This is a genomic window from Amycolatopsis pretoriensis (genome assembly GCF_900107925.1).
In the GTDB taxonomy this organism is placed as follows: Bacteria; Actinomycetota; Actinomycetes; order Mycobacteriales; family Pseudonocardiaceae; genus Amycolatopsis; species Amycolatopsis pretoriensis.
Window position 1 is genome coordinate 1 of sequence record NZ_FNUJ01000007.1, and the last position, 19,814, is coordinate 19,814.

17 protein-coding genes are annotated in these 19,814 nt (G+C 72.6%); 12 read left to right on the forward strand and 5 right to left on the reverse strand.

Going from position 1 to position 19,814, the window contains the following annotated elements; translation table 11 throughout:
• A partial coding sequence (locus BLV96_RS29710) for a cytochrome b family protein (RefSeq protein WP_482746377.1) occupies positions 1–894 on the forward strand: 894 nt, incomplete at its 5' end.
• 51 nt (positions 895–945) lie between these two features.
• Here BLV96_RS29710 and BLV96_RS29715 read toward each other — a convergent pair.
• The 3 genes from BLV96_RS29715 to BLV96_RS29725 are packed head-to-tail and all read right to left on the reverse strand — an operon-like array spanning position 946 to position 2,179.
• Complete coding sequence (locus tag BLV96_RS29715) at positions 946–1,131, reverse strand: YdeI/OmpD-associated family protein (protein WP_086684652.1); 186 nt, start codon at positions 1,129–1,131, stop codon at positions 946–948.
• Positions 1,128–1,409: an Lrp/AsnC family transcriptional regulator gene (locus BLV96_RS29720; RefSeq protein ID WP_086684649.1), complete on the reverse strand. Its 282-nt coding sequence runs from the start codon at positions 1,407–1,409 to the stop codon at positions 1,128–1,130. Before BLV96_RS29720 ends, BLV96_RS29715 begins: the two co-directional genes overlap by 4 nt.
• 41 nt (positions 1,410–1,450) lie before the next feature.
• Positions 1,451–2,179 carry a maleylpyruvate isomerase family mycothiol-dependent enzyme gene (locus tag BLV96_RS29725; RefSeq protein ID WP_086684646.1) on the reverse strand — a complete coding sequence of 243 codons (729 nt, stop codon included), beginning with the start codon at positions 2,177–2,179 and terminating at the stop codon, positions 1,451–1,453.
• Positions 2,180–2,224: 45 nt separating this feature from the next.
• Between BLV96_RS29725 and BLV96_RS51290 the strand changes: the two genes are divergently transcribed.
• Positions 2,225–3,112, forward strand: coding sequence for a MerR family transcriptional regulator (locus tag BLV96_RS51290; protein ID WP_091389669.1), 888 nt, complete (start codon positions 2,225–2,227; stop codon positions 3,110–3,112).
• Positions 3,113–3,618: 506 nt separating this feature from the next.
• Here BLV96_RS51290 and BLV96_RS29735 read toward each other — a convergent pair.
• Positions 3,619–5,322 carry a DEDD exonuclease domain-containing protein gene (locus BLV96_RS29735; RefSeq protein ID WP_091389672.1) on the reverse strand — a complete coding sequence of 568 codons (1,704 nt, stop codon included), beginning with the start codon at positions 5,320–5,322 and terminating at the stop codon, positions 3,619–3,621.
• Between the two features lie 97 nt (positions 5,323–5,419).
• Here BLV96_RS29735 and BLV96_RS29740 point away from each other — a divergent pair, with 97 nt between their 5' ends.
• The 4 genes from BLV96_RS29740 (at position 5,420) to BLV96_RS29755 (ending at position 9,855) form a co-directional block, all read left to right on the forward strand.
• Positions 5,420–6,820, forward strand: a complete 1,401-nt coding sequence (locus BLV96_RS29740) for an NYN domain-containing protein (protein ID WP_091389675.1) — start codon at positions 5,420–5,422, stop codon at positions 6,818–6,820.
• Positions 6,821–6,888: 68 nt separating this feature from the next.
• Positions 6,889–7,143, forward strand: coding sequence for a hypothetical protein (locus BLV96_RS29745; protein WP_086681350.1), 255 nt, complete (start codon positions 6,889–6,891; stop codon positions 7,141–7,143).
• A gap of 423 nt (positions 7,144–7,566) precedes the next feature.
• Positions 7,567–8,619 carry a C40 family peptidase gene (locus BLV96_RS29750; RefSeq protein WP_167379780.1) on the forward strand — a complete coding sequence of 351 codons (1,053 nt, stop codon included), beginning with the start codon at positions 7,567–7,569 and terminating at the stop codon, positions 8,617–8,619.
• Between the two features lie 78 nt (positions 8,620–8,697).
• On the forward strand, positions 8,698–9,855 hold the full coding sequence (locus BLV96_RS29755; protein ID WP_086681344.1) for a glycosyltransferase family 4 protein: 1,158 nt from the start codon (positions 8,698–8,700) through the stop codon (positions 9,853–9,855).
• Here BLV96_RS29755 and BLV96_RS29760 read toward each other — a convergent pair.
• On the reverse strand, positions 9,852–10,475 hold the full coding sequence (locus tag BLV96_RS29760; protein ID WP_086681341.1) for a nucleoside/nucleotide kinase family protein: 624 nt from the start codon (positions 10,473–10,475) through the stop codon (positions 9,852–9,854). The two genes, BLV96_RS29755 and BLV96_RS29760, sit on opposite strands and share 4 nt — an antisense overlap.
• Before the next feature lie 64 nt (positions 10,476–10,539).
• Here BLV96_RS29760 and BLV96_RS29765 point away from each other — a divergent pair, with 64 nt between their 5' ends.
• The 6 genes from BLV96_RS29765 to BLV96_RS29790 all read left to right on the forward strand — a co-directional run bounded on the left by BLV96_RS29765 (position 10,540) and on the right by BLV96_RS29790 (position 19,738).
• The gene (locus BLV96_RS29765) at positions 10,540–10,956 is read left to right on the forward strand and encodes an SRPBCC family protein (protein ID WP_208608359.1); all 417 of its coding nucleotides are present in this window, start codon (positions 10,540–10,542) and stop codon (positions 10,954–10,956) included.
• Positions 10,957–10,975: 19 nt separating this feature from the next.
• The gene (locus BLV96_RS29770; protein ID WP_086681335.1) at positions 10,976–12,175 is read left to right on the forward strand and encodes a cytochrome P450 family protein; all 1,200 of its coding nucleotides are present in this window, start codon (positions 10,976–10,978) and stop codon (positions 12,173–12,175) included.
• 116 nt (positions 12,176–12,291) lie between these two features.
• On the forward strand, positions 12,292–13,614 hold the full coding sequence (locus BLV96_RS29775; protein WP_086681332.1) for an SdrD B-like domain-containing protein: 1,323 nt from the start codon (positions 12,292–12,294) through the stop codon (positions 13,612–13,614).
• 18 nt (positions 13,615–13,632) lie between these two features.
• Complete coding sequence (locus tag BLV96_RS29780) at positions 13,633–14,913, forward strand: adenosylmethionine--8-amino-7-oxononanoate transaminase (RefSeq protein ID WP_086681329.1); 1,281 nt, start codon at positions 13,633–13,635, stop codon at positions 14,911–14,913.
• Between the two features lie 217 nt (positions 14,914–15,130).
• Positions 15,131–17,362: a bifunctional SulP family inorganic anion transporter/carbonic anhydrase gene (locus BLV96_RS29785; RefSeq protein ID WP_086681327.1), complete on the forward strand. Its 2,232-nt coding sequence runs from the start codon at positions 15,131–15,133 to the stop codon at positions 17,360–17,362.
• Positions 17,363–17,563: 201 nt separating this feature from the next.
• Complete coding sequence (locus tag BLV96_RS29790; protein ID WP_086681324.1) at positions 17,564–19,738, forward strand: SulP family inorganic anion transporter; 2,175 nt, start codon at positions 17,564–17,566, stop codon at positions 19,736–19,738.
• The last annotated feature ends 76 nt before the right edge of the window (positions 19,739–19,814 follow it).

Sequence of the window (19,814 nt, forward strand, 5' to 3'; positions counted from 1 at the left end):
CGGATCATGCCGTACTTCGCGTTGAAGGGCGGGGCGTTCTTCACCCTGGTCATCGGGGTGCTGGCGCTGATGTCGGGGCTGTTCCAGATCAACCCCGTGTGGAACTTCGGCCCGTACAACCCGGCGCAGGTGTCGGCGGGCTCGCAGCCCGACTGGTACATGGCCTGGGCGGACGGCATGCTCCGGATCTGGCCCGCCTGGGAGGTCTACCTCGGGAACTACACGATCCCGGCGGTGTTCTTCCCCGGCGCGATCGGCATGCCGGTCCTGATCGGCCTGTTGCTGGCCTACCCGTTCCTCGAGCGGAAGCTGTCCAAGGACACCGCCCACCACAACCTGCTCCAGCGGCCGCGGGACGCACCGGTCCGCACGGCGCTGGGCGCGATGGCGCTGGGCTTCTTCATGGTGATCGAGCTGTCGGGCTTCAACGACATCCTCGCCGACCAGTTCGACATCTCGCTGAACGCGACGACGTGGGCGGGCCGCATCGGCGTGCTGCTCGTGCCGCCGGTGGCGTACTACCTGACCTACCGGCTTTGCCTGGGCCTGCAGCGGGCCGACCGCGAGGTGCTGGAGCACGGCGTCGAGACGGGCATCATCAAGCGGCTGCCGCACGGTGAGTTCATCGAGATCCACCAGCCGCTGGCCGGCGTCGACAGCCACGGCCACGCGATCCCGCTCGAGTACCAGGGCGCTTCGGTGCCGAAGAAGATGAACAAGCTGGGCTCGGCCGGTGCGGCCGTCCCGGGCACGTTCTGGTCGCCGGACCCGGCCGAGGAGACCGCCGCGCTGCAGCGGGCCCACGGCAACGGGCACGGCAACGGCCACTCGGTCACCCAGGGCGAGCCGGGCGAGTTCGAGAGCATCGAGAGCGCCAAGCGCTCGGAGCACTGAGTTCCGCACACGACGAAGGCCACCTCCCGCGGGAGGTGGCCTTCGGTCGTTTCAGGAGTGGTCGCGCAGGCGCTGTACGGCCTTCTCCGCCCTCGAGAGGCGCGTCGCGGGCTTCTTGGCCTCGGCCACCCACTGGACGTACTCGCGCCGGTGTGACGGGGGCAGGGCCTCGAACGCGGCCTCGGCGTCCGGGGCAGCGGCGAGGGCGGCGGCCAGCTCCTCCGGGAGCTCGCTCAATCCTCGGCGCCGATGGCGAAGGCCTGCTCGGTGTCGGCGCGCGAGTACGACCGGAACGCGATGTGCGTGACGGTGTCCAGCACGCCCGGCACCTTCCCGATCCGGCCCGGGATCAGGTCGGCCAGCTCCTCGTGCGCGGACACCTTGACGGTGGCGATGAGGTCGACGTCCCCGGCGCACGAGTAGACCTCGCCGACGCCGTCGATGTCGGCGATCGCCTGCGCCGCGTCCGGGATAGCTTCCGCCTCTACCTGGATCAACACGATCGCGGTGATCACCTGGGGTCCTCCAAGGCTCGTCGTCGGGTTCGCCCGCGATCCTAGGCCGCGGTGTGCGCCAGCCAGTGTTCGGCCAGGGCCCGGTCACCGGTCAGCGTGACGTCGTCCAGGGGCCGGCGCCGGGTGAGGACGAGCAGCAGGTCCCGGACCGGCCCGGCCAGCGTGACGTCGGCGTCGGCGCCGTCGCGGGTCCAGGTGATGCCGTCGGGTTCGCGGGTGATGCGCCAGGTCCGGTCGCCGTCGGTCAGCCGGAGCGTCTGGCCGGTGCCGTGCAGCTGGGCGAAGTCCGGTTTGAGGCCGGCCGTGATGGGGTTCGCGAGCATCTCCAGCCACTCGGTGATCACGTCTTCGGCCAGGTCGGGGACCACTTCGAAGGCGGTGCCGGTGGCCAGCGCGGCGTCGGCGTGGTGGACGGTGGTGTCGTTGAGCATCCGGCGGAGCCAGAACCTCGCGTGCTGCTCGCCGAAGAAGGTCCACACCGGCGTCTCGCCCGCGTCGAGGACCGTCTTGGCGAGGTCTTCGGCGCCTTGGCGGAGCCAGTCGGCCCAGTTCTCGGGCGCGTCGGCGTCGTGGGGGTCGGGAACCGGCGACGGGCCCGACCGGACGATGCCGGCGGACCAGCGGTGGGCCTGGCCGATGTGGCCGACGAGCACCCGCAGCGGCCAGTCCGGGCAGGTGGGGACGCGGGTGGCGGGGTCGGCACCGGTGACGGTGGTGGCGAAGGCGGCGGTGCGGTCGAGCAGCGCCTCGGCGAGCCTGGTGGTGTCCATGGGCCGTACCGTAGGAATTCCACCCGGCTGGAGGTTCGACCGAAGGTGACCGAAGACACACTCGGGATCGGCGACCTGGCGCGGCGGACCGGGGTGCCGGTCCGCACGATCCGCTTCTACTGCGACGAGGGGCTGCTGGAGCCCGCCCGCAGCGTCGGCGGCCACCGGCGGTTCGACACCGGGACGGTCGAGCGCCTGACGCTGGTCCGCCGCCTGCGTGCGCTGGGGCTGGGGCTGCGGTCGATCACGGAGGTGGTGACCGGGGCGCGGTCGCTGGACGAGGCCGTGGCCGCCGAGCGCGTGGCTCTGGACCGCGAGGTGGCGACGCTGGCGTGGCGGCGTTCGGTGCTGCGCGCGGTGGAGGAGGCGTCGCCGGCCGACCGGGCGGCCCGGCTGGAGCTGTTGACGGCGGTGCAGGACGGGTTCGCGGCGCACGAGACGCTGGTCCGCTTGTGGCACCCGATGACGACGGGCCCTATCCCGGGGGAGACGGCTCGGATGTTCCTGGACATCAGCGCGCCTCGGCCGCCGGAGCGGCCGTCGACGGGGCAGGTGGTGGCGTACGCGTCGCTGGTGGTGCTGGCGGCGGACCGCACTTTGGCGGCGCACGTGCGGGCGAGCACGCTGGCGGGGCATTCGCGGGTGGCGGATCTGGGGGAGCTGCACGCTGCGGTGGGGGCGGCGTGCGCGCTGGTTTCGCCGGGGACCTCGCCGGCGCCGGGGGAGGCGCTGGACCGGTTTGTGGCTGCGCACGCGGCGGCGTGGGGGGCGGGGGATACGCCGGAGTTCCGGCGGGCGTTGAACGTGCGGACGGCTCCGGACCGGGATGTGCGGCTGCGGCGGTATTGGCGGTTGGCGGGGGAGGTTTCGGGGGAGCCGATGGGGGTTGCGCACACGTGGTTGCTGGATGCTTTGGACCGCTCGGTGGTTTGAGTTTGCCGCTGGGGTGCGGTGCGGTCTGGTGGGTTCTCGCCACCCCGATGCCCGATTGTGACTACGGCCGGCGGTACCGCGTCAAGGCGGGAAAGCGTGCCTTGACCCGGCACCGCCGGCCGTGTTCGGGCTTCGGATCGGGGTTGCGGGGAGGTCTGGTCTCGATGATCCTCCGTTGCGCTTCCGGCTTGCGGTTTTTGGCCTTGCCTCACAAACTTCTGGCCCTCTGACGCCCGCCTTCAGCCGTCTCTCGTCCGGCTCCCCGCCCGCAGCCTTCGGCCCTCTGGCCCCGGCTCTGCGGGTCGCCGCTTCCGGCTTTCCGGCCCCTGGCTTTGTGGGTCGCCGCTTCCGGCCCTCTGGCCCCTGGCTCTGTGGCTCCCCGCCCCGGCCTTCCGGCCCCCTGGCTCTGCGGCTCCCCGCCCCCGGCCCTCCGGCTCCCCGCGCCTCCGGCCCCGGCCAGACTCCCGGCCCCAGCCCTCCCTGCCCCCGACCCCGCACCCGGCTTCTCACCCCACGTGCTCCAGCGAGTGCGCGCTCGACACCAGGTCCAGCCATCCCCGCCACCCGGCCACCGCCGCCGGTTCCGCCCATGGTCTCGTCGTTCGGACCAACCGGACCCCCGGCCGGGCCAGCCACCTCAACAGCACCCCCACCTCCTCCGGTGGTGCTCCGTTCAACGGGCCCGGGTCCGGCAGCACCGTCTCCGCCGAGGCCACCAGCGCCTCCACCACCGGCATCGGTGGCACCCCGCGCCGTGCCACCCCCGCCGAAGCCAGGCGGCCGTAGCGGATCACCGACAGTTCCCAGCCGCCCGCTCCGTCTGGGCTCGCCGCGATCAGCTCCGCTATCGAGGCCAGTGCCGTCTGGCGGTGCGCTCGCCCCAACGCTCGGATCAGCCCCGCCAGCTCGTCGCGGTGGCGGGCCGCCTGCTCGTAGTGCTGCCCCTCCGCCAAGCGCTCCACCTGGGCCGCCGCCACGTGCAACGCGCCGCCGTCCAGGCCCGCGATCAGGCCCGATGCCGACTCCACCGCCGGCACGTACGCCTCCACGCTCTGCCGGCCCGCGCACGGCGCTCCGCACCTCCCCAGCTCCGCCAGCACGCACGGTGTCCCGTTCGCGGTCCGCGGCGAGATCCGCTGGGTGCACGTGCGCAGTCCCGATGCCCCCGCCAGGGTGTCCGCCGTCGCGCGGGCGTCCGCCTGGTTGCGGAACGGGCCCAGCACCCCCGGCCGCGGCAGGCGGACCACCGACAGCCGCGGGAACGCCTCCTCCGTCAGGCCGATCCACCAGCCCTGGTGCCGGTTCTTCGACCGCCGGTTGTACGCCGGCTTGTGCGCCGCGATCAGCCGCAGCTCGCGCACCTCCGCCTCGAGCGCGTGCGCGCACACGACGTGGTCCACGCGCTCGGCCAGCCCGACCATCTCGCGGATCCGGCTGCGCCCCTCCGAACCCGTGAAGTACGTCCGCACGCGCCGCCGGAGGTCCTTCGCCGTGCCGACGTACAGGACCTCCTCCTTCGGCCCCCTGAAGAGGTAGACGCCCGGTGCCGACGGCAGGTCCGCCGCCAGGTGCCGCTTCGCGCGCTGCGCCACCGTGACCTCGGGCAGGTACCCCATCAGCTCCTCGAGCGAATGGACGCCCAGGTTGCCGACGCGCTCCAGCAGCCCGTGCAGCACGTCGACGGTCGCGCGGGCGTCGTCGAGCGCCCGGTGCGTCGGCCGCGTCCGGGCGCCGAACAGCAACGCCAGCGCCGTCAGGTTGTACCGGCCGACCTCGTCGCGGGGGACGACCCGCCGCGCCAGGCGGACCGTGCAGACGACCGTCAGCTTCGGCCATACATAACCGTGTCCTTCGCACGCCGCCCGCATGTGGGACGTGTCGAACCCCGAGTTGTGCGCCACCAGCACCGAACCGCCGATGAACTCGAGGAACGCCGGCAGCACCTCCTCGATCGGCGGCGCGTTGTAGACCATCGCCTGGGTGATGCCCGTCAGCGAGACGATCTGCGGCGGGATCACCATCCCCGGGTTGACCAGCGTCCCGAACTCGCCCAGCACCTCGCCGCCGCGCACCTTCACCGCGCCGATCTCCGTGATGCCCGACGGGCCGGGGGCCGCGCCGGTCGTCTCGAGGTCGAACACCACGAAAGTCGTGTCCCGCAAGGGGGTTCCGAGCTCGTCGAACGCGAGCTGGGCCTGGATCGAACGCATGTGCGGAAGAGTAAGGGCAGGCACCGACAGTTTCGGGTCGTGCCCGGTCCGTGTGCCGCGCGGGGCACGATGCGGGGGCGGGGCCTACCCTGGACCAATGCACCCGCAGCCGCTCGTGCCGGAGCCGCCCGAGGACCCCGCCGGTCCGTCGGGTGTCGCGTCGCGCCCGGAGCAGGCTCCGGAGCAGGTCGAGGAGGCCGTCGAACGGCCCGAGCCGGCCACCTGGCCCGCGCTGCCGGAGCCGGTGCGCGACCGGATCGCCGAGCTCTCGGCCGCCGCCGTCGCCAAGCTGCCCGCCACGGACGTGCCCCGCCAGCTGCGGCCGGTCGCGAAGTTCGCCCCGGCCAAGCGGGCGAAACTGGGTGGCGCCGCGCTGCTCACCGCGCTCGGGGAGTCGGCGCAGTTCCGCACCGCCGTCATCGAGTGGCTGCGCGAGCACCGCACCGACGCGCTCGACCCCAACGCGGCCGATTCGGTCGCCGCGGCGGCCGCCGCCGTGTTGCTGGGGGAGTCCGGTGCGGCCGGACGTGTCCGGCTCGTCGCGAAGAACGCCGAGGAAAACGCCCTGCGCGCCGAACGCGACGCCGCGCTGGCCCGCAATCAGCGCCTCGAAGCCGAACTCGCGCAGTTGCGGGTCGAGCTCGCCGAAGCCAAGAGCGCCGCCGAGAACGCGCGTGGCGAGCGCGAGGGCGAAGTCGAGAAGCTCTTGAAGCGCCTTCGCGAGCAAGGTGTCCAGCTTCGCCAGGCCAAGGACGCGGCCGAAACGGCATCGGCGGACGCCCAGCGCGGAGCCGGCGCCCGCGCGGAAGAAGTCGCCGCCCTCAACGCCCAGCTCGAACGCGAACGCCAGCGCGTCGCCAACGAACGCGCGCGGGCCGAACGCGCGGCCGCGGACGCCGACATCGCCCGCCAGTCCGCGCGCGAAGCCCGCGAAGCCGACGAAGTGCGGCTGGCGCTGCTCATCGACACGATCGACGGCGCGGTCACGGGGTTGCGCCGCGAGCTGGCCCTCGGCGCGCGCGGCGCCCGGCCGGCCGACATGGTCCGCGGCGCCAGCACCGGCACCGGCCAGGGCGGCAAGATCGCCGACGTGTCCACGTTGGACCGCTACCTGGCGCTGCCGAACGTGCACCTGATCGTCGACGGCTACAACGTCACGAAGACCGGTTACCCCGAACTGGCGCTGGCCGACCAGCGCGACCGGCTGATCCACCAGCTGTCCGCCCTGGCGGCGCGCACGTCGGCCGAGGTGACGGTGGTGTTCGACGGCGCGGGCGTGCTGTCGGTCCCGGCGTCGGTGCCGCGCGGGGTCCGGGTGCTGTTCTCCGACCGCGGGGTCCTGGCCGACGACGTGATCCGCAACATCGTGGCGGCCGAACCCGCGGGCCGGCCGATGGTGGTGGCGACGTCCGACCGGGCGGTCGCGGACTCCGTGCGCGGCGGCGGGGCCCACCCGACGCCGTCCGCGGTGCTGGTCAGCCGCCTGTCGAGGGTCTGATCCCCCGAAATTGTCGGTGGTGGCGCCTACCGTCCTCCCCAAGTCAGTTCCGACGTGAGGAGGATCCCGTGCACGACACCCCCGAGCTGTCCGAAGTGGACGTCTCGCACATTTCGGTTTCCGACATCGAGAACACCGTCGTCGTCGACTGCGACCGCTGCGTCGTGCGCGGGATTTCCTGCCACGACTGCGTCGTGAGCGTCCTGCTCGGCGCGCCGCCCGCGGTCGTCTGGGACGCCGATGAACGGCGGGCCATCGACGCTCTCGCGGACGCCGGGATGGTGCCGCGGCTGCGGCTCGTCGAGGAACGGTGGAGCGCCTGACAGGCCCGTTTCGTGTCGGCGCGCCGAGTGGTCGATCGGGTCCGATGAACGGTCGGTGACCGAAATGCCCGCGGAGAAACCCCAGCGTGTAACGCCCATCACAGGTTTTCTCCCGCCCAGGTCCGATCGGGTTTCGGGGCGCTACGGAGAGTTTTTGCCGAAGAGGTGGTGGACGAGCAGGCGGTCTTTTCGTAACCTGTCCGAGATCTCGTGGCCCCTGGCCGTCGATAAGGGCGGCGACACGGGATCGCCGCCGGACGCAGCTTTGTCGGGAAGCTGGGAACCGGAACCACCACCGCGGTCGCAGCTGTTGCGGAAGAAGACGGCTCGCGCGCGGTGCGGGACAGCGGCGAAGAGGAACCCCCGACCTCTTCGCGCCCCGGTCCCCACGGCGGCCGAGACGCAAAGGAGACCCGCGCGACCGTGCAGTCGCATCCAGTTAGGCGCGTGGTTTCAGGTGCCCTCGCAGCGGCTTCGGTGATCACCCTCGTCACCCTCGCCCAGCCGACGGCCACCGCCGCCCCAGTCCCCGTCCTCCAGGCCCCGCCCACCGGTTCGGACGCCCTCGCCCAGTACCGCGACCTCGCGGCCCAGGCCGAAAAGCTCAACGAAGACCTGCTCAAGGCCCAGGACGACCTGAAGGCCAAGCAGGGCGAGCTCGACAAGGCCACCGGCGACGTCACCGCGGCGAAGGACCAGGCCGCCGTGGCGGCCGGGAACCAGAAGAAGTACCAGACCGAGGTCGACAAGTTCGCCGGCGCGTCGTTCACCAGCGGTGTCCAGCTGAACAAGCTGTCCGCGCTGCTGGCCGGCACGTCCACTCAGGACTTCCTGGACCGCTCCTCCGCCCTCGAGGTCATCGCGACCGAGAAGAACGGCGCGATGGGCAACCTCAGCGGTGCCGTCCAGCAGGCCACCGACGCCACGAACAAGGCCTCGGACGCCGCCAAGCGCGCGACCGACGCCCGGGACGCCGCGGCCAAGCTGACCGACGACATCAAGGCCAAGCAGAAGACGCTGAACGACCAGATCGAGCAGCTCAAGGCGGCCAACAAGAGCCTGAGCGCGCTCGACAAGGCCCAGCAGAAGGACACCGGCGGCTCGCCGACCGGGCTCAAGGCCCCCACCGCGGCCGCCCAGACCGCGCTGGACGCGGCGCTGAGCAAGCTCGGCCGCCCGTACGGCTGGGGCGACACCGGGCCGAGCTCGTTCGACTGCTCGGGCCTGATGCTGTGGGCCTACAAGCAGGCGGGCATCACGCTGCCCCGGTCGAGCCGCGAGCAGTCCACCTTCGGCGCCGCGGTGCCGCGGGACCAGCTCCAGCCGGGCGACCTCGTGTTCTACTACTCGCCCGTTTCGCACGTCGGCATGTACATCGGTGACGGCAAGATGGTCCACGCGCCCGACACGGGCGACGTGGTGAAGATCTCGCCGCTGCAGAGCCAGTACGCGGGCGCCCGGCGCCCGACGTCCTGACCCGAGCACACGAAGGGGCGGTACCGCACACGCGGTGCCGCCCCTTCGCCGTGTCTGAGGGCCGCTAGCCTCTGAAGCGTGCTCAAGACCCTCCTCGTGACCAACGACTTCCCGCCGCGGCCCGGGGGGATCCAGAACTACCTGAACTCCCTCGCCACCCGGCTGCCGTCGGACGACCTGGTCGTCTACGCGCCTTCGTGGGAGTCGCGGACCGGGTCGCACGAGGAGTTCGACGCCGAGGCGCCGTTCGAGGTCGTCCGGCACCCGACGTCGCTGATGCTGCCGACGCCGGACGTCCTTCGCCGCGCGAAGCAGATCATGCGCGCGAGGGACTGCGAAGCCGTCTGGTTCGGCGCTGCCGCACCGCTCGCGCTGCTGGGGCACTCCCTGCGACAGTCCGGCGCGCGGCGGATCGTGGCGTCCACGCACGGCCACGAGGTCGGCTGGTCCATGCTCCCCGGGAGCCGGCAGGCGTTGCGGCGCATCGGCGACACCGTGGACGTCGTCACCTACGTCAGCCGCTACACCCGCGGCCGGTTCGCCGCCGCGTTCGGCGCGCTGGCCGGGCTGGAGCTGCTGCCGTCCGGAGTGGACACCGAGCTGTACAAACCGGACGCGGGCGGGCGCGCCGAAATCCGGGCCCGCCACGGCCTTTCCGACCGCCCGACCGTCGTGTGCGTGTCGCGGCTCGTCCCGCGCAAGGGCCAGGACCAGCTGATCCGCGCGCTCCCGAAGATCCGTGACCGCGTCCCGGACGCCGCCCTGCTGATCGTCGGCGGCGGCCCGTACCGCAAGGCGCTGACCGGGCTGGTCACCGAACTCGGCCTCGAGCGCGACGTCGTGCTCACCGGGTCCGTGCCGTGGGCGGAGCTGCCGGCGCACTACGCCGCGGGCGACGTCTTCGCCATGCCGGCCCGCACCCGCGGCAAGGGCCTCGACGTCGAGGGGCTGGGCATCGTCTACCTGGAAGCCTCGGCGACCGGCCTGCCGGTGGTCGCGGGCAACTCCGGCGGCGCGCCCGAAGCGGTGCTCGACGAGGTCACCGGGCACGTCGTCGAAGGCCGGGACGTCGACCAGCTCGCCGAGACCGTGGCCAGCCTGCTGGCCGACCCGGTGCGCGCGCGGCGGATGGGCGAGGCCGGGCGGGCCTGGGTGACGGAGAACTGGCGCTGGGACACCATGGCCGGGCGGCTGGCCGGGCTGCTGGACGGCGACCCGGTGGCCGTCGTCCGCTAAGGCGTGTAGAGCGCGGGGTGCCGCGGGTCGTCGACGCGCACGACGACGTCGGCCAGCGCGCTCGGGTCCACCTCCTCCTCGTACCGCTCGTACGTGGGCACCGCCCAGGCGTCCGGCACGCGGCGGCGCAGGGCCGCCGGGGAGAGCCACAGGTGCACGGCCAGGTCGAAGGCCAGGCCGGCGCCGAGCAGCAGTTCGCCGTCGACGAGCACGACCCCGCCCTCGGGCACCGGCACGCGCGCGGCACGGGTCGCGCGGTCGCGTTCGGCGTCCCACAGCGACGGCAGGACCTCGCCCGAGCCGTTCTCGCCCAGCGGGTCGAGGACCTCCCGGCGCAGGGCGCCCACGTCGAGCCAGTCGGTGTAGCGGGCGTCGGGGTCGGTGCGGCCGTGCTCGAAGCGCAGCGACGCCGGCCGCAGGAAGTCGCGCGCGGACACGCGCAGGGCCGCGCGGCCGCGCAGCCGCAGGAGGTCGACCAGGGCGTCGGCGAGTTCGGTGGTTTCCGTCGCACCCGCCGCGCCGTCGACGGCGACGGCGATCCGCCGGCGGCCGGTGAGCGTGTCGACGCGGTCGGTCAGTTCTTCGGCCAGGACGGCGGGGGAAATGGGGCGGTAGCGCACGGTTGACGATCCTGCACCCGTACCGGGGACCGGTTTTGTCGTACCCCGGTGGGAGGATGGCGGCATGACTTCTTCAGTGGGGAAGACCGCCGATGTGGGGTGGAACATCGGCGTTTCGCGCGTCTTGCCGTACCCGGCCGAAACGATCTGGGACTTCCTGGTGAGCCGGGAAGGCGTCGAGATCTGGCTGGGCCCGGGCGTCGACCTGCCGCGGGAGCCGGGGGCGGAGTACGAGACGGCGAACGGCACGGTCGGGGAGATCCGCGGCTACGTCGAGAACGACCGGGTGCGGCTGACCTGGCGCCCGGGCGACTGGGACCACGACTCGACGGTCCAGGTGCGGCTGAGCGGCGCGACGGGCACCAAGACCACGCTGCGGTTCCACCAGGAATGGCTTTCGGGCGCGGAGGAACGCGAAGAACAGCGGGCATACTGGCAGGACGTGACCGAGCGCGTGGTGGCGGCACTCGCCGAGCGCTGAGGCGGACCCAGGGGGCGGAATGACGACCGTGGAAGTGGCCGAGGACTTCGCGCAGGACGCGCACCTGTTCGCGGAGATGCTGCGCGCCGGCGGGCCGGTGCGCCGCGTGCGGATGCCGCGCGGCCTGGACTGCTACGTCGTGACGGACTTCGCGCAGGCGCGGGCCCTGCTGGCGGATTCCCGGCTGCACAAGGACAACCGGCGCGCGTACGAGCTGTTCGAGGCCAAGTTCCCGGCCGGGGCGACCAACCAGGGCGGCTTCGGCGAAGCGCTCGGGCGGCACATGCTCAACACCGACCCGCCGGACCACTCGCGGCTGCGCAAGCTGGTGAACAAGGCGTTCACCGGCCGCACGGTCGCCCGGCTGCGGCCGCGGATCGAGGAGATCACCACCGAGCTGCTCGACGCGCTGGCCGGCCAGGAGCGGGCCGACCTGCTCCCGTCGTTCGCCGCGCCCCTGCCGATCACCGTCATCTGCGAGCTGCTGGGCGTCGCCCCGGAGGACCGCACGGAGTTCGCCGCCTGGTCGAAGACGCTGCTGAGCGCGTCGTCGCCGGAGGACGCGCAGCACGCGGCGCAGAGCATGCACGCCTACCTCACCGGCCTGGTCGAGCAGAAGCGCGCCGAGCCGGCCGAAGACCTGCTGTCGGACCTGGTGCACGCGAGCGACGACGGCGACTCGCTGTCCGGCGACGAGCTCATCTCGATGGCGTTCCTGCTGCTGGTCGCCGGGCACGAGACCACGGTCAACCTGATCGCGAACAGCGTCCTGGCGCTGCTGCGCGAGCCGGAGCAGCTGGCGCTGCTGCGCGCCGACCCGTCCCTGATGCCGGGCGCGGTCGAGGAGTTCCTCCGCTTCGACGGCCCGATCCACCTGGCCACGCTGCGGTTCACCGCCGCGCCGGTCGAAGTGGGCGAACTGACCATCCCGCAGGGCGAGTTCGTGCTGATCTCCCTGCTGGGCGCGAACCGCGACGGCGAGCGGTTCCCGGAGCCGGACCGCCTCGACGTCACGCGCGCCGCGGGCGGCCACCTGGCGTTCGGCCACGGCATCCACTACTGCGTCGGCGCGCCGCTGGCCCGCCTGGAGGCCGAGATCGCCCTGGCTGGTTTGCTGGCGCGGTTCCCGGACCTCGCGCTGGACGCGAAGGAGAGCGACCTGGTCTACCGGTACAGCTCGCTGGTGCACGGATTGGAGGCGCTGCCCGTTCGCTTGTGACGTGCGTCACCCGGCATAGGCCGCAAGGCCCCTTCGCGCGTGAAAGCGCCGAAGCCCGCGCGGGAGGTGCGGGCCGAAGGTGAAGGGGAGTCACCTTGAAGGCCAGATTTTTCGCAATGGCGCTCGCCGTGCTCGTGGCGGTCGTCGGCTGGGCGGTTCCGGCCGCCGCGGCCGGGTACGACCTGCGGGGTACGGCGGTGGTCGAGGACGGGCTGTACCTGCCCGGCGATCACGTGACCGTCAAGTACACGATCACCAACGTCGGCGACACGACCGTCTACCGCGCCCACGGTTTCGCCGGGGTGGTCGACGGCACGTCGTTCTTCGTCGAGTCGGGGTGGGGCGATCTCGGCAGCTCGGGGGGCGCGGACTTCGCGCCGGGCGAATCGCGGGAGTACGCAATCACCGGGAGCATCGGTCACCCTTCGGCCGGCCCGGCGAAGCTGCGGTTGTCGGTGGATGTCATAGACGGCGTGACACCGCCTCTGGCCGTGGCCGACGTGACCATCCCGGTCGCCGAAGGCAGCAGCGCGATCGGCGGTCAGGTCTTCGGCGACGCCGACCAGGACGGTGTCGCCGACCCGGGAGAAGGGCTCGCCGGGGCGCACGTCCAGCTGTACGGCTACGGCGTGCGCGAGACCGCGACGACCGGGCCCGACGGCCGGTTCTCGTTCCCGGACCTCGCGCCGGGGGAGTACAGCCTGTACACCTCCGACGCGCCCGGCGGCTGGCTGACGCTCGGCGGATCGGGGACGGTCCGGCTCGACGGGACGGTGCCCGTCGTCGACGTGCCGCTGCGGGCGGTGCGTCCGTTGTCCGAGACCCTGCGCGCGAAGCTCTCGCTGGACAAGGAGAGCTACCACGCGGGCGACCCCGCGGTCATGACGGTGAAGCTGGTCAACACCGGCTCGCGGGTCGTCTCCGGCCTCTACGGCTCCTGTGACGGCGTCGGCTACGGCCGCGACCTCGCCATCACCTCGGCCGGCTGGGGCGAACTGGACTACTTCGGTGCCGGAGCCACGATCCGGCCGGGGGAGACCCGCGTGTTCCGGGTGCCCGGCACGGTTCGCGACGTCTCGGGGAGCTGGGGGTTCCTCGAGCAGTACTGCGACTTCGGCAACGAGAAGGCCTACGCCGGCGCGCCCGTGGGCCGGGACACCGCGAAGGTGACCGGGCGGACCGGCACGAGCACCGGCCGGATCGTCACCGAGGCCGGTGACGGCCTGGCCGGCCAGGTGGTCAAGGCGACCGACGTCGACACGCATCGGGTGCTCACCGCGACGACGGGCGCGGACGGGACGCTCACCTTCACCGGTCCCGCGGGGCGCTACGAGCTGTCGGTGCGCGGCCCGTGGGTGCTCGACGGTCCGTCTCCGGTCTACGTCGTCGCCGCGCCCCTGAACGGCAACGGCTGGGTGTTCACGAGGCACCCGGCCTGAGGAGGTTAGGGTCGGCGGATGGACCCCGCCGACCTCCTCGCCCTCGACGCCCAGCACGTGTGGCACCCCTACGCGCCGATGCCGGCGAAGGTGCCCTCGCTGCTGGTCGCCGAGGCGAGCGGGGTGCGGCTGAAGCTCGCCGACGGCCGCGAGCTCGTCGACGGGATGTCGTCGTGGTGGTCGGCCATCCACGGCTACCGGCACCCCGTGCTCGACGCCGCGCTCGCCGCCCAGGCCGGCCGGATGAGCCACGTCATGTTCGGCGGCCTGACGCACGAGCCCGCGATCACCCTCGCGAAGTCCCTCGTCGACCGCACGCCCGAAGGGCTCGAGCACGTCTTCCTCTGCGACTCCGGCTCGGTGTCGGTCGAGGTCGCCGCGAAGATGTGCCTGCAGTACCAGCGTTCGCGCGGGCTGCCGGAGAAGCGGAAGCTGCTGACCTGGCGCGGCGGCTACCACGGCGACACGTTCACGCCGATGAGCGTCTGCGACCCCGACGGCGGCATGCACTCGCTGTGGCGCGGCGTCCTGCCCGAGCAGGTCTTCGTGCCCGCGCCGCCGGCCGGCTTCGACGCGCCGCCGGACCAGTCCTATGTGGACACGCTCGCCGACGCGATCGGCGCGCACGCCGGGGAACTGGCCGCGGTCATCGTCGAACCGGTCGTGCAGGGCGCGGGCGGGATGCGGTTCCACAGCCCGGCTTACCTGCGCGCGCTGCGGGAACTGACCGAGGCGCACGACGTCCTGCTGATCTTCGACGAGATCGCGACCGGCTTCGGCCGCACCGGCGCGCTCTTCGCCGCCGAGCACGCGGGCGTGACGCCGGACGTGCTCTGCGTCGGCAAGGCGCTGACCGGCGGCTACCTGAGCATGGCGGCGACGCTGTGCACGCCCGAGGTCGCCGCGGGCATCTCCCGCGGCACGCTGCCGGTCCTCGCGCACGGGCCGACGTTCATGGGCAACCCGCTGGCCTCGGCCGTCGCGAACGCCTCGCTCGGCCTGCTCGCCGGCGACGCGTGGCGCCACGACGTCAGCCGGCTCGAGAAGGGCCTGCTCGACGGCCTCGCGCCGGCGCGGGACCTCGGCTCGGTGGCCGACGTGCGGGTGCTCGGCGGGATCGGCGTGCTGCAGCTCGACCACCCCGTCGACATGGCCGTGGCCACCGAAGTCGTCACCGAGCACGGTGCCTGGCTGCGGCCGTTCCGGGACCTCGTCTACGCGATGCCGCCGTACGTTTCGACTGAAGACGACCTCGCCGTGATCACCCGCGCGATGCTCGCGGTCGCGGAAAAGGCGTGAATTCAGCACATCGGGTGTGACCACGGGCACAGCCAGACCCGAAGGTCCCTCATCGTCGCGCTGAGTGCCGGAGCAAGATCCACACCACGCGATCGGCGGAGGTTGCCGCGGTGTTTTCGCCTGAACGGTCCGGCGAACCGAGCCGGTCCGTACCGGCGAAAACGCGAGAAATGCTTGCGTAGCGGACTTTTCGCGTGGTTTCGGCGATCCTGCCCCCATGATCGAGATCGTTCGCGGAGAACACGACACCGGCCCCCCGAAGACCCCGCGGTTCCTGGAGAACCTCAAACACGACGTCCTCGCTTCGGTAGTCGTCTTCCTCGTCGCCGTCCCCCTGTCCCTCGGCGTGGCCTTCGCCGCCGGGGCGCCGCTGCTCTCGGGCCTGATCTCCGCCGTCGTCGGCGGGCTGGTCGCGAGCCTCTTCGGTGGATCGCCGCTGCAGGTCAGCGGCCCGTCCGCCGCCCTCACCGTGGTGCTGGCCGACACGATCGCCACCCACGGCTGGGCCGTCACCTGCGCGATCACCGTCGCCGCGGGCCTGCTCCAGATCCTCTTCGGCCTGACGCGCCTGGCCCGCGCCGCGCTCGCCGTGTCGCCGGCCATCGTGCACGGGTTGCTCGCCGGCATCGGCGTCACGCTCGTGCTCGGCCAGCTGCACGTCGTGCTCGGCGGCACGGCCCAGGGTTCCGCACTGGCCAACGTCCTCGCGCTGCCGGGGCGGATCGCCGCGCACCACGACCAGGCCGTGCTGATCGGCGTCGTGACCCTCGGGGTGCTGCTGGCCTGGCCCCGGCTGCCGAAGGCCGTCCGCCGCGTGCCGGCACCGCTGGCCGCGGTCGCTTTGGCCACGGGACTCTCCGTCGTGAGCGGCATGTCCCTGCCGCGCGTCGACCTCCCGGCCGGGCTGCCCGCGCTGAACGTCGTCCCGCGGCTGCCGGACGGCGGCTGGGCCGGCTTCGCGGTCGCCGCCGTCACCATCGCGCTGATCGCCGGCCTGGAGAGCCTGCTGTCCGCGGTGTCGGTCGACAAGCTGCGCGGCGGCCCGCGCACCGACCTCGACCGCGAGCTCGTCGGGCAGGGCGCGGCGAACGTCGCCGCCGGCGCGCTCGGCGGGTTCCCGGTCACCGGCGTCATCGTGCGCAGCATGACCAACTACGAGGCGGGCGCGCGCACCCGCGCGTCGGCGATCCTGCACTGCGCCTGGATCCTCGCCGCCTGCCTGCTGCTGACCGGCGTGCTGCGCCTGATCCCGCTGGCCGCGCTGGCCGCGTTGCTGGTGTACGTCGGGACGAAACTGGTGAACCTCAACGGGCTCAAGGAAGTCCGCCGCCACGGCGACCTGCCGGTGTACGTCGTCACGCTGGCCGGCGCGGTCGCGGTCAACCTGCTCACCGGTGTCGCCGCGGGGATCCTGCTGGCGCTCGCGATGATGCTGCGGCGGATGATCTTCTCCGGGATTCACGTCGAAAAAGACGGCGACCGCCACCGCGTCGTCATCGAAGGCGCGCTGACGTTCCTGTCCGTGCCGCGGCTGACCCGGGTGCTCGCCGACGTCCCGTCGCACGCCGAAGTGCGGCTGGAGCTGCTCGTCGACTACCTCGACCACGCCGCGTTCGACTGCCTGCGCGGCTGGCAGCAGGCGCACGCCGGGCCGGTGACGGTCGACGAGATCGGGCACCCGTGGTTCGAGCGCGGCACGTCGGGCGCGCCGACCGTGCGCCGCAGCGTCGCCGCGCGCGTCGTCCCGCGGTGGCTCGCGCCGTGGTCGCAGTGGCAGGCCGAGCACGTCGTGCTGCCGGCCCAGCGCACGGCCAGTTCCCTGTTGTGCCGCGGGGCTTCGGAGTTCCAGCGCCGGACCGCGCCGCTGCTGCGCGACACGTGGAGCGGGCTGGCGAACGGGCAGCAGCCGCACACGCTGTTCATCACCTGCGGCGACGCGCGGATCGTGCCGAACCTGATCACGACCAGCGGGCCGGGTGACCTGTTCACCGTGCGGAACATCGGCAACCTCGTGCCGCCGGCCGACGGCGACGACTCGTCGGTCGGCGCGGCGATCGAGTACGCCGTCGGGGTGCTGGGCGTCGCGGAGATCGTGGTGTGCGGGCATTCCGGGTGCGGCGCGATGAAGGCGCTGCTCGGGCAGGCGCCGGACGGCCTGGTCCAGCTCGGCAGCTGGCTGCGGCACGGCGAGGCGACGGTGCGGCGGCGTTCGCGCGAAGCCCCGCTGCTGCTCGGCGGCGAGCGGCCGGCCGCCGAGGCCGACCAGCTCGCGCTGCAGAACGTGGTGCAGCAGCTGGAAACCCTGCGCGGCTACCCGGTGGTCGCGGCGGCGCTGGAGAGGGGCGGGCTGCGGCTGACGGGGATGTACTTCGACGTCGGTGCCGCGCAAGTGTCCCTTTTGGACGATGCGGCCCGCGGGTTCGTTCCGGCGGGCGCGCTGGAGCACTGAGCGCCCGGGGGCCGCTTCCGAAAGCGGGAGCGGTCCCCGCAAACCCTTGTGTAGTACGAGATTCAACTGTCATCCGACAGAAATGATCTTGTGAACGGCGCGTTAACGACCTGTCCGATTTGTGTCATTCAGGCTAAATATGGCCAGTTGTTCACCCGATCGAGTGGTGCATAGCGGACATTTCACACGATTTCCGGTTGCATGGTGATCATGAGACCCCTCGCCGTGCTCCGCCACGACCTGCCGGCCTCACTGGTCGTCTTCCTCGTCGCAGTACCCCTGTCCCTCGGCATCGCCCTCGCTTCGGGCGCGCCGGTCGCCGCTGGGCTGGTGGCCGCCGTCGTCGGCGGCATCGTCGCCGGCGCGCTCGGCGGCTCCGCGCTCCAGGTGAGCGGGCCCGCCGCCGGCCTGACCGTCGTCATGGCCGAAACCATCCAGACGTTCGGCTGGGTCGTCACCTGCGCGATCACCGTCGCCGCCGGAGCGCTCCAGATCCTGCTGGGGCTGAGCCGCATCGCGCGCGCCGCCTTGGCCATCTCGCCGGCCATCGTGCACGGCATGCTGGCCGGCATCGGCGTCACGATCGTGCTCGGCCAGCTGCACGTCATCCTCGGCGGCAAAGCCCAGAGCTCCGCGGTCGAGAACATCGCCGAGCTGCCCGGCCAGATCATCGCCCACCACGACTCCGCCGCGCTCATCGGCCTGCTCACCATCTCGATCCTGCTCGTCTGGCCGCGGCTGCCGAAGGCTGTACGGCGCGTGCCAGGGCCGCTCGCGGCGATCGCCGTCGCCACCGTCCTGTCCGTCGTCACCGGGATGACCCTGCCGCGCGTCGAGCTGCCCGGTGACCTGCTGAACATCCACCTCGTCCCCCAGCTGCCGGACGGCGGCTGGGGCGGCTTCGCGCTCGCCGTCGTCACCATCGCGCTGATCGCCAGCGTCGAAAGCCTCCTCTCGGCGGTCGCGGTCGACCGCCTGCACACCGGCCCGCGCGCCAACCTGGACCGCGAGCTCGTCGGCCAGGGCGCGGCCAACATGGTCTCCGGCGCGCTGGGTGGGCTGCCGGTCACCGGCGTCATCGTCCGCAGCTCCACCAACGTGGCGGCCGGCGCGACGACCCGCGTGTCCGCGGTGCTGCACGGCGTGTGGGTGCTGCTGTTCGTGGTCCTGCTCGCCGGGCTGATCCAGAGCATCCCCCTGGCCGCGCTGGCCGGGCTGCTGGTGCACGTCGGCGCGAAGCTCGTGAATCCCGGGCACCTGAGGACCGTCCTCGCCCACGGTGACCTGCCCGTCTACCTGCTCACCCTCGGCGGCGTCGTCGTGTTCGACCTGCTCACCGGCGTGCTCGCCGGCATCGGGCTGGCTTTGGTGCTGATGCTGCGGCGCACGTTGTGGTCGGGGATCCACGTCGAGCACGAGGGGGACGCGTGGCGCGTGGTCGTCGAAGGCGTCCTGACGTTCCTGTCGGTGCCGCGGCTGTCGAAGATCCTCGGCGGCATCCCGGCCGGGGTGCCGGTGCGGCTGGAGCTGGTCGTCGACTACCTCGACCACGCGGCGTTCGAGAGCCTGCACACCTGGCAGGAGGCGCACGAGCGCGCCGGCGGCACGGTCGACGTCGACGAGGTCGGCCACCCGTGGTTCGGCGAAGGCAAGGCCGGGCGGCCGACACGGTCCCGGCTGGCCGCGAGCCGGGCGGTGCCGCGCTGGCTGGCACCGTGGTCGGAATGGCAAGCGGTGGAAGGGATCCCGGCCCAGCAGACCCGCCGCGGCGCGACGGAGTTCCACCGCCGCGCGGCCCCGCTGCTGCGCGACACGCTGTCGGGCCTGGCGGACGGCCAGCGCCCCCGCACCCTGTTCATCACCTGCGGCGACTCCCGGATCGTGCCGAACCTGATCACGACCAGCGGCCCGGGCGACCTGTTCACGATCCGCAACATCGGCAACCTGGTGCCACCGGGGCAGGCGGACCCGTCGATGAACGCGTCGATCGAGTACGCGGTCGGCGTGCTGGGGGTCGAGGAGATCGTGGTGTGCGGCCATTCCGGCTGCGGCGCGATGGCGGCGCTGGCCGAGGGACCGCCCCCGGGACCGCTGTCGGTGTGGCTGCGGCACGCGGAACCGAGCGCGCACCGGACGGGATCGGCCACTTTGGACGGTGGGGTGCCGGACCGCGAGGGCGATCGGCTGGCGTTGCACAACGTGCTGCAGCAGCTGGAGCACCTGCGGGAGTACCCGTCGGTGGCGGCCGCGGAGGCGGCGGGGAAGGTCCAGCTGACCGGGATGTACTTCGCGGTCGGGACGGCGCAGGTGTACCTGTTCGATTCGGCGGAGCGGACGTTCCGGCCGGCGGGCTCGGTGGTGGTGCCGAGGGCTTGATCCGGGCGGCCCGGGCCCGGCTGGCTGGTCCCGGGCGGCTGGTCCCGGCCGGCGAGGTCGCGAATGACCCATTCGG

What these genes read in the sequence shown, in the direction of transcription:
- BLV96_RS29790 (WP_086681324.1), top strand. Translation starts at nt 17,564, where the DNA reads ATGGTGATCATGAGACCCCTCGCCGTGCTCCGCCACGACCTGCCGGCC.
- BLV96_RS29725 (WP_086684646.1), bottom strand. Translation starts at nt 2,179, where the DNA reads ATGGACACCACCAGGCTCGCCGAGGCGCTGCTCGACCGCACCGCCGCC.
- BLV96_RS29740 (WP_091389675.1), top strand. Translation starts at nt 5,420, where the DNA reads ATGCACCCGCAGCCGCTCGTGCCGGAGCCGCCCGAGGACCCCGCCGGT.
- BLV96_RS29735 (WP_091389672.1), bottom strand. Translation starts at nt 5,322, where the DNA reads ATGCGTTCGATCCAGGCCCAGCTCGCGTTCGACGAGCTCGGAACCCCC.
- BLV96_RS29775 (WP_086681332.1), top strand. Translation starts at nt 12,292, where the DNA reads ATGGCGCTCGCCGTGCTCGTGGCGGTCGTCGGCTGGGCGGTTCCGGCC.
- BLV96_RS29770 (WP_086681335.1), top strand. Translation starts at nt 10,976, where the DNA reads ATGACGACCGTGGAAGTGGCCGAGGACTTCGCGCAGGACGCGCACCTG.
- BLV96_RS29765 (WP_208608359.1), top strand. Translation starts at nt 10,540, where the DNA reads ATGACTTCTTCAGTGGGGAAGACCGCCGATGTGGGGTGGAACATCGGC.
- BLV96_RS29780 (WP_086681329.1), top strand. Translation starts at nt 13,633, where the DNA reads ATGGACCCCGCCGACCTCCTCGCCCTCGACGCCCAGCACGTGTGGCAC.
- BLV96_RS29785 (WP_086681327.1), top strand. Translation starts at nt 15,131, where the DNA reads ATGATCGAGATCGTTCGCGGAGAACACGACACCGGCCCCCCGAAGACC.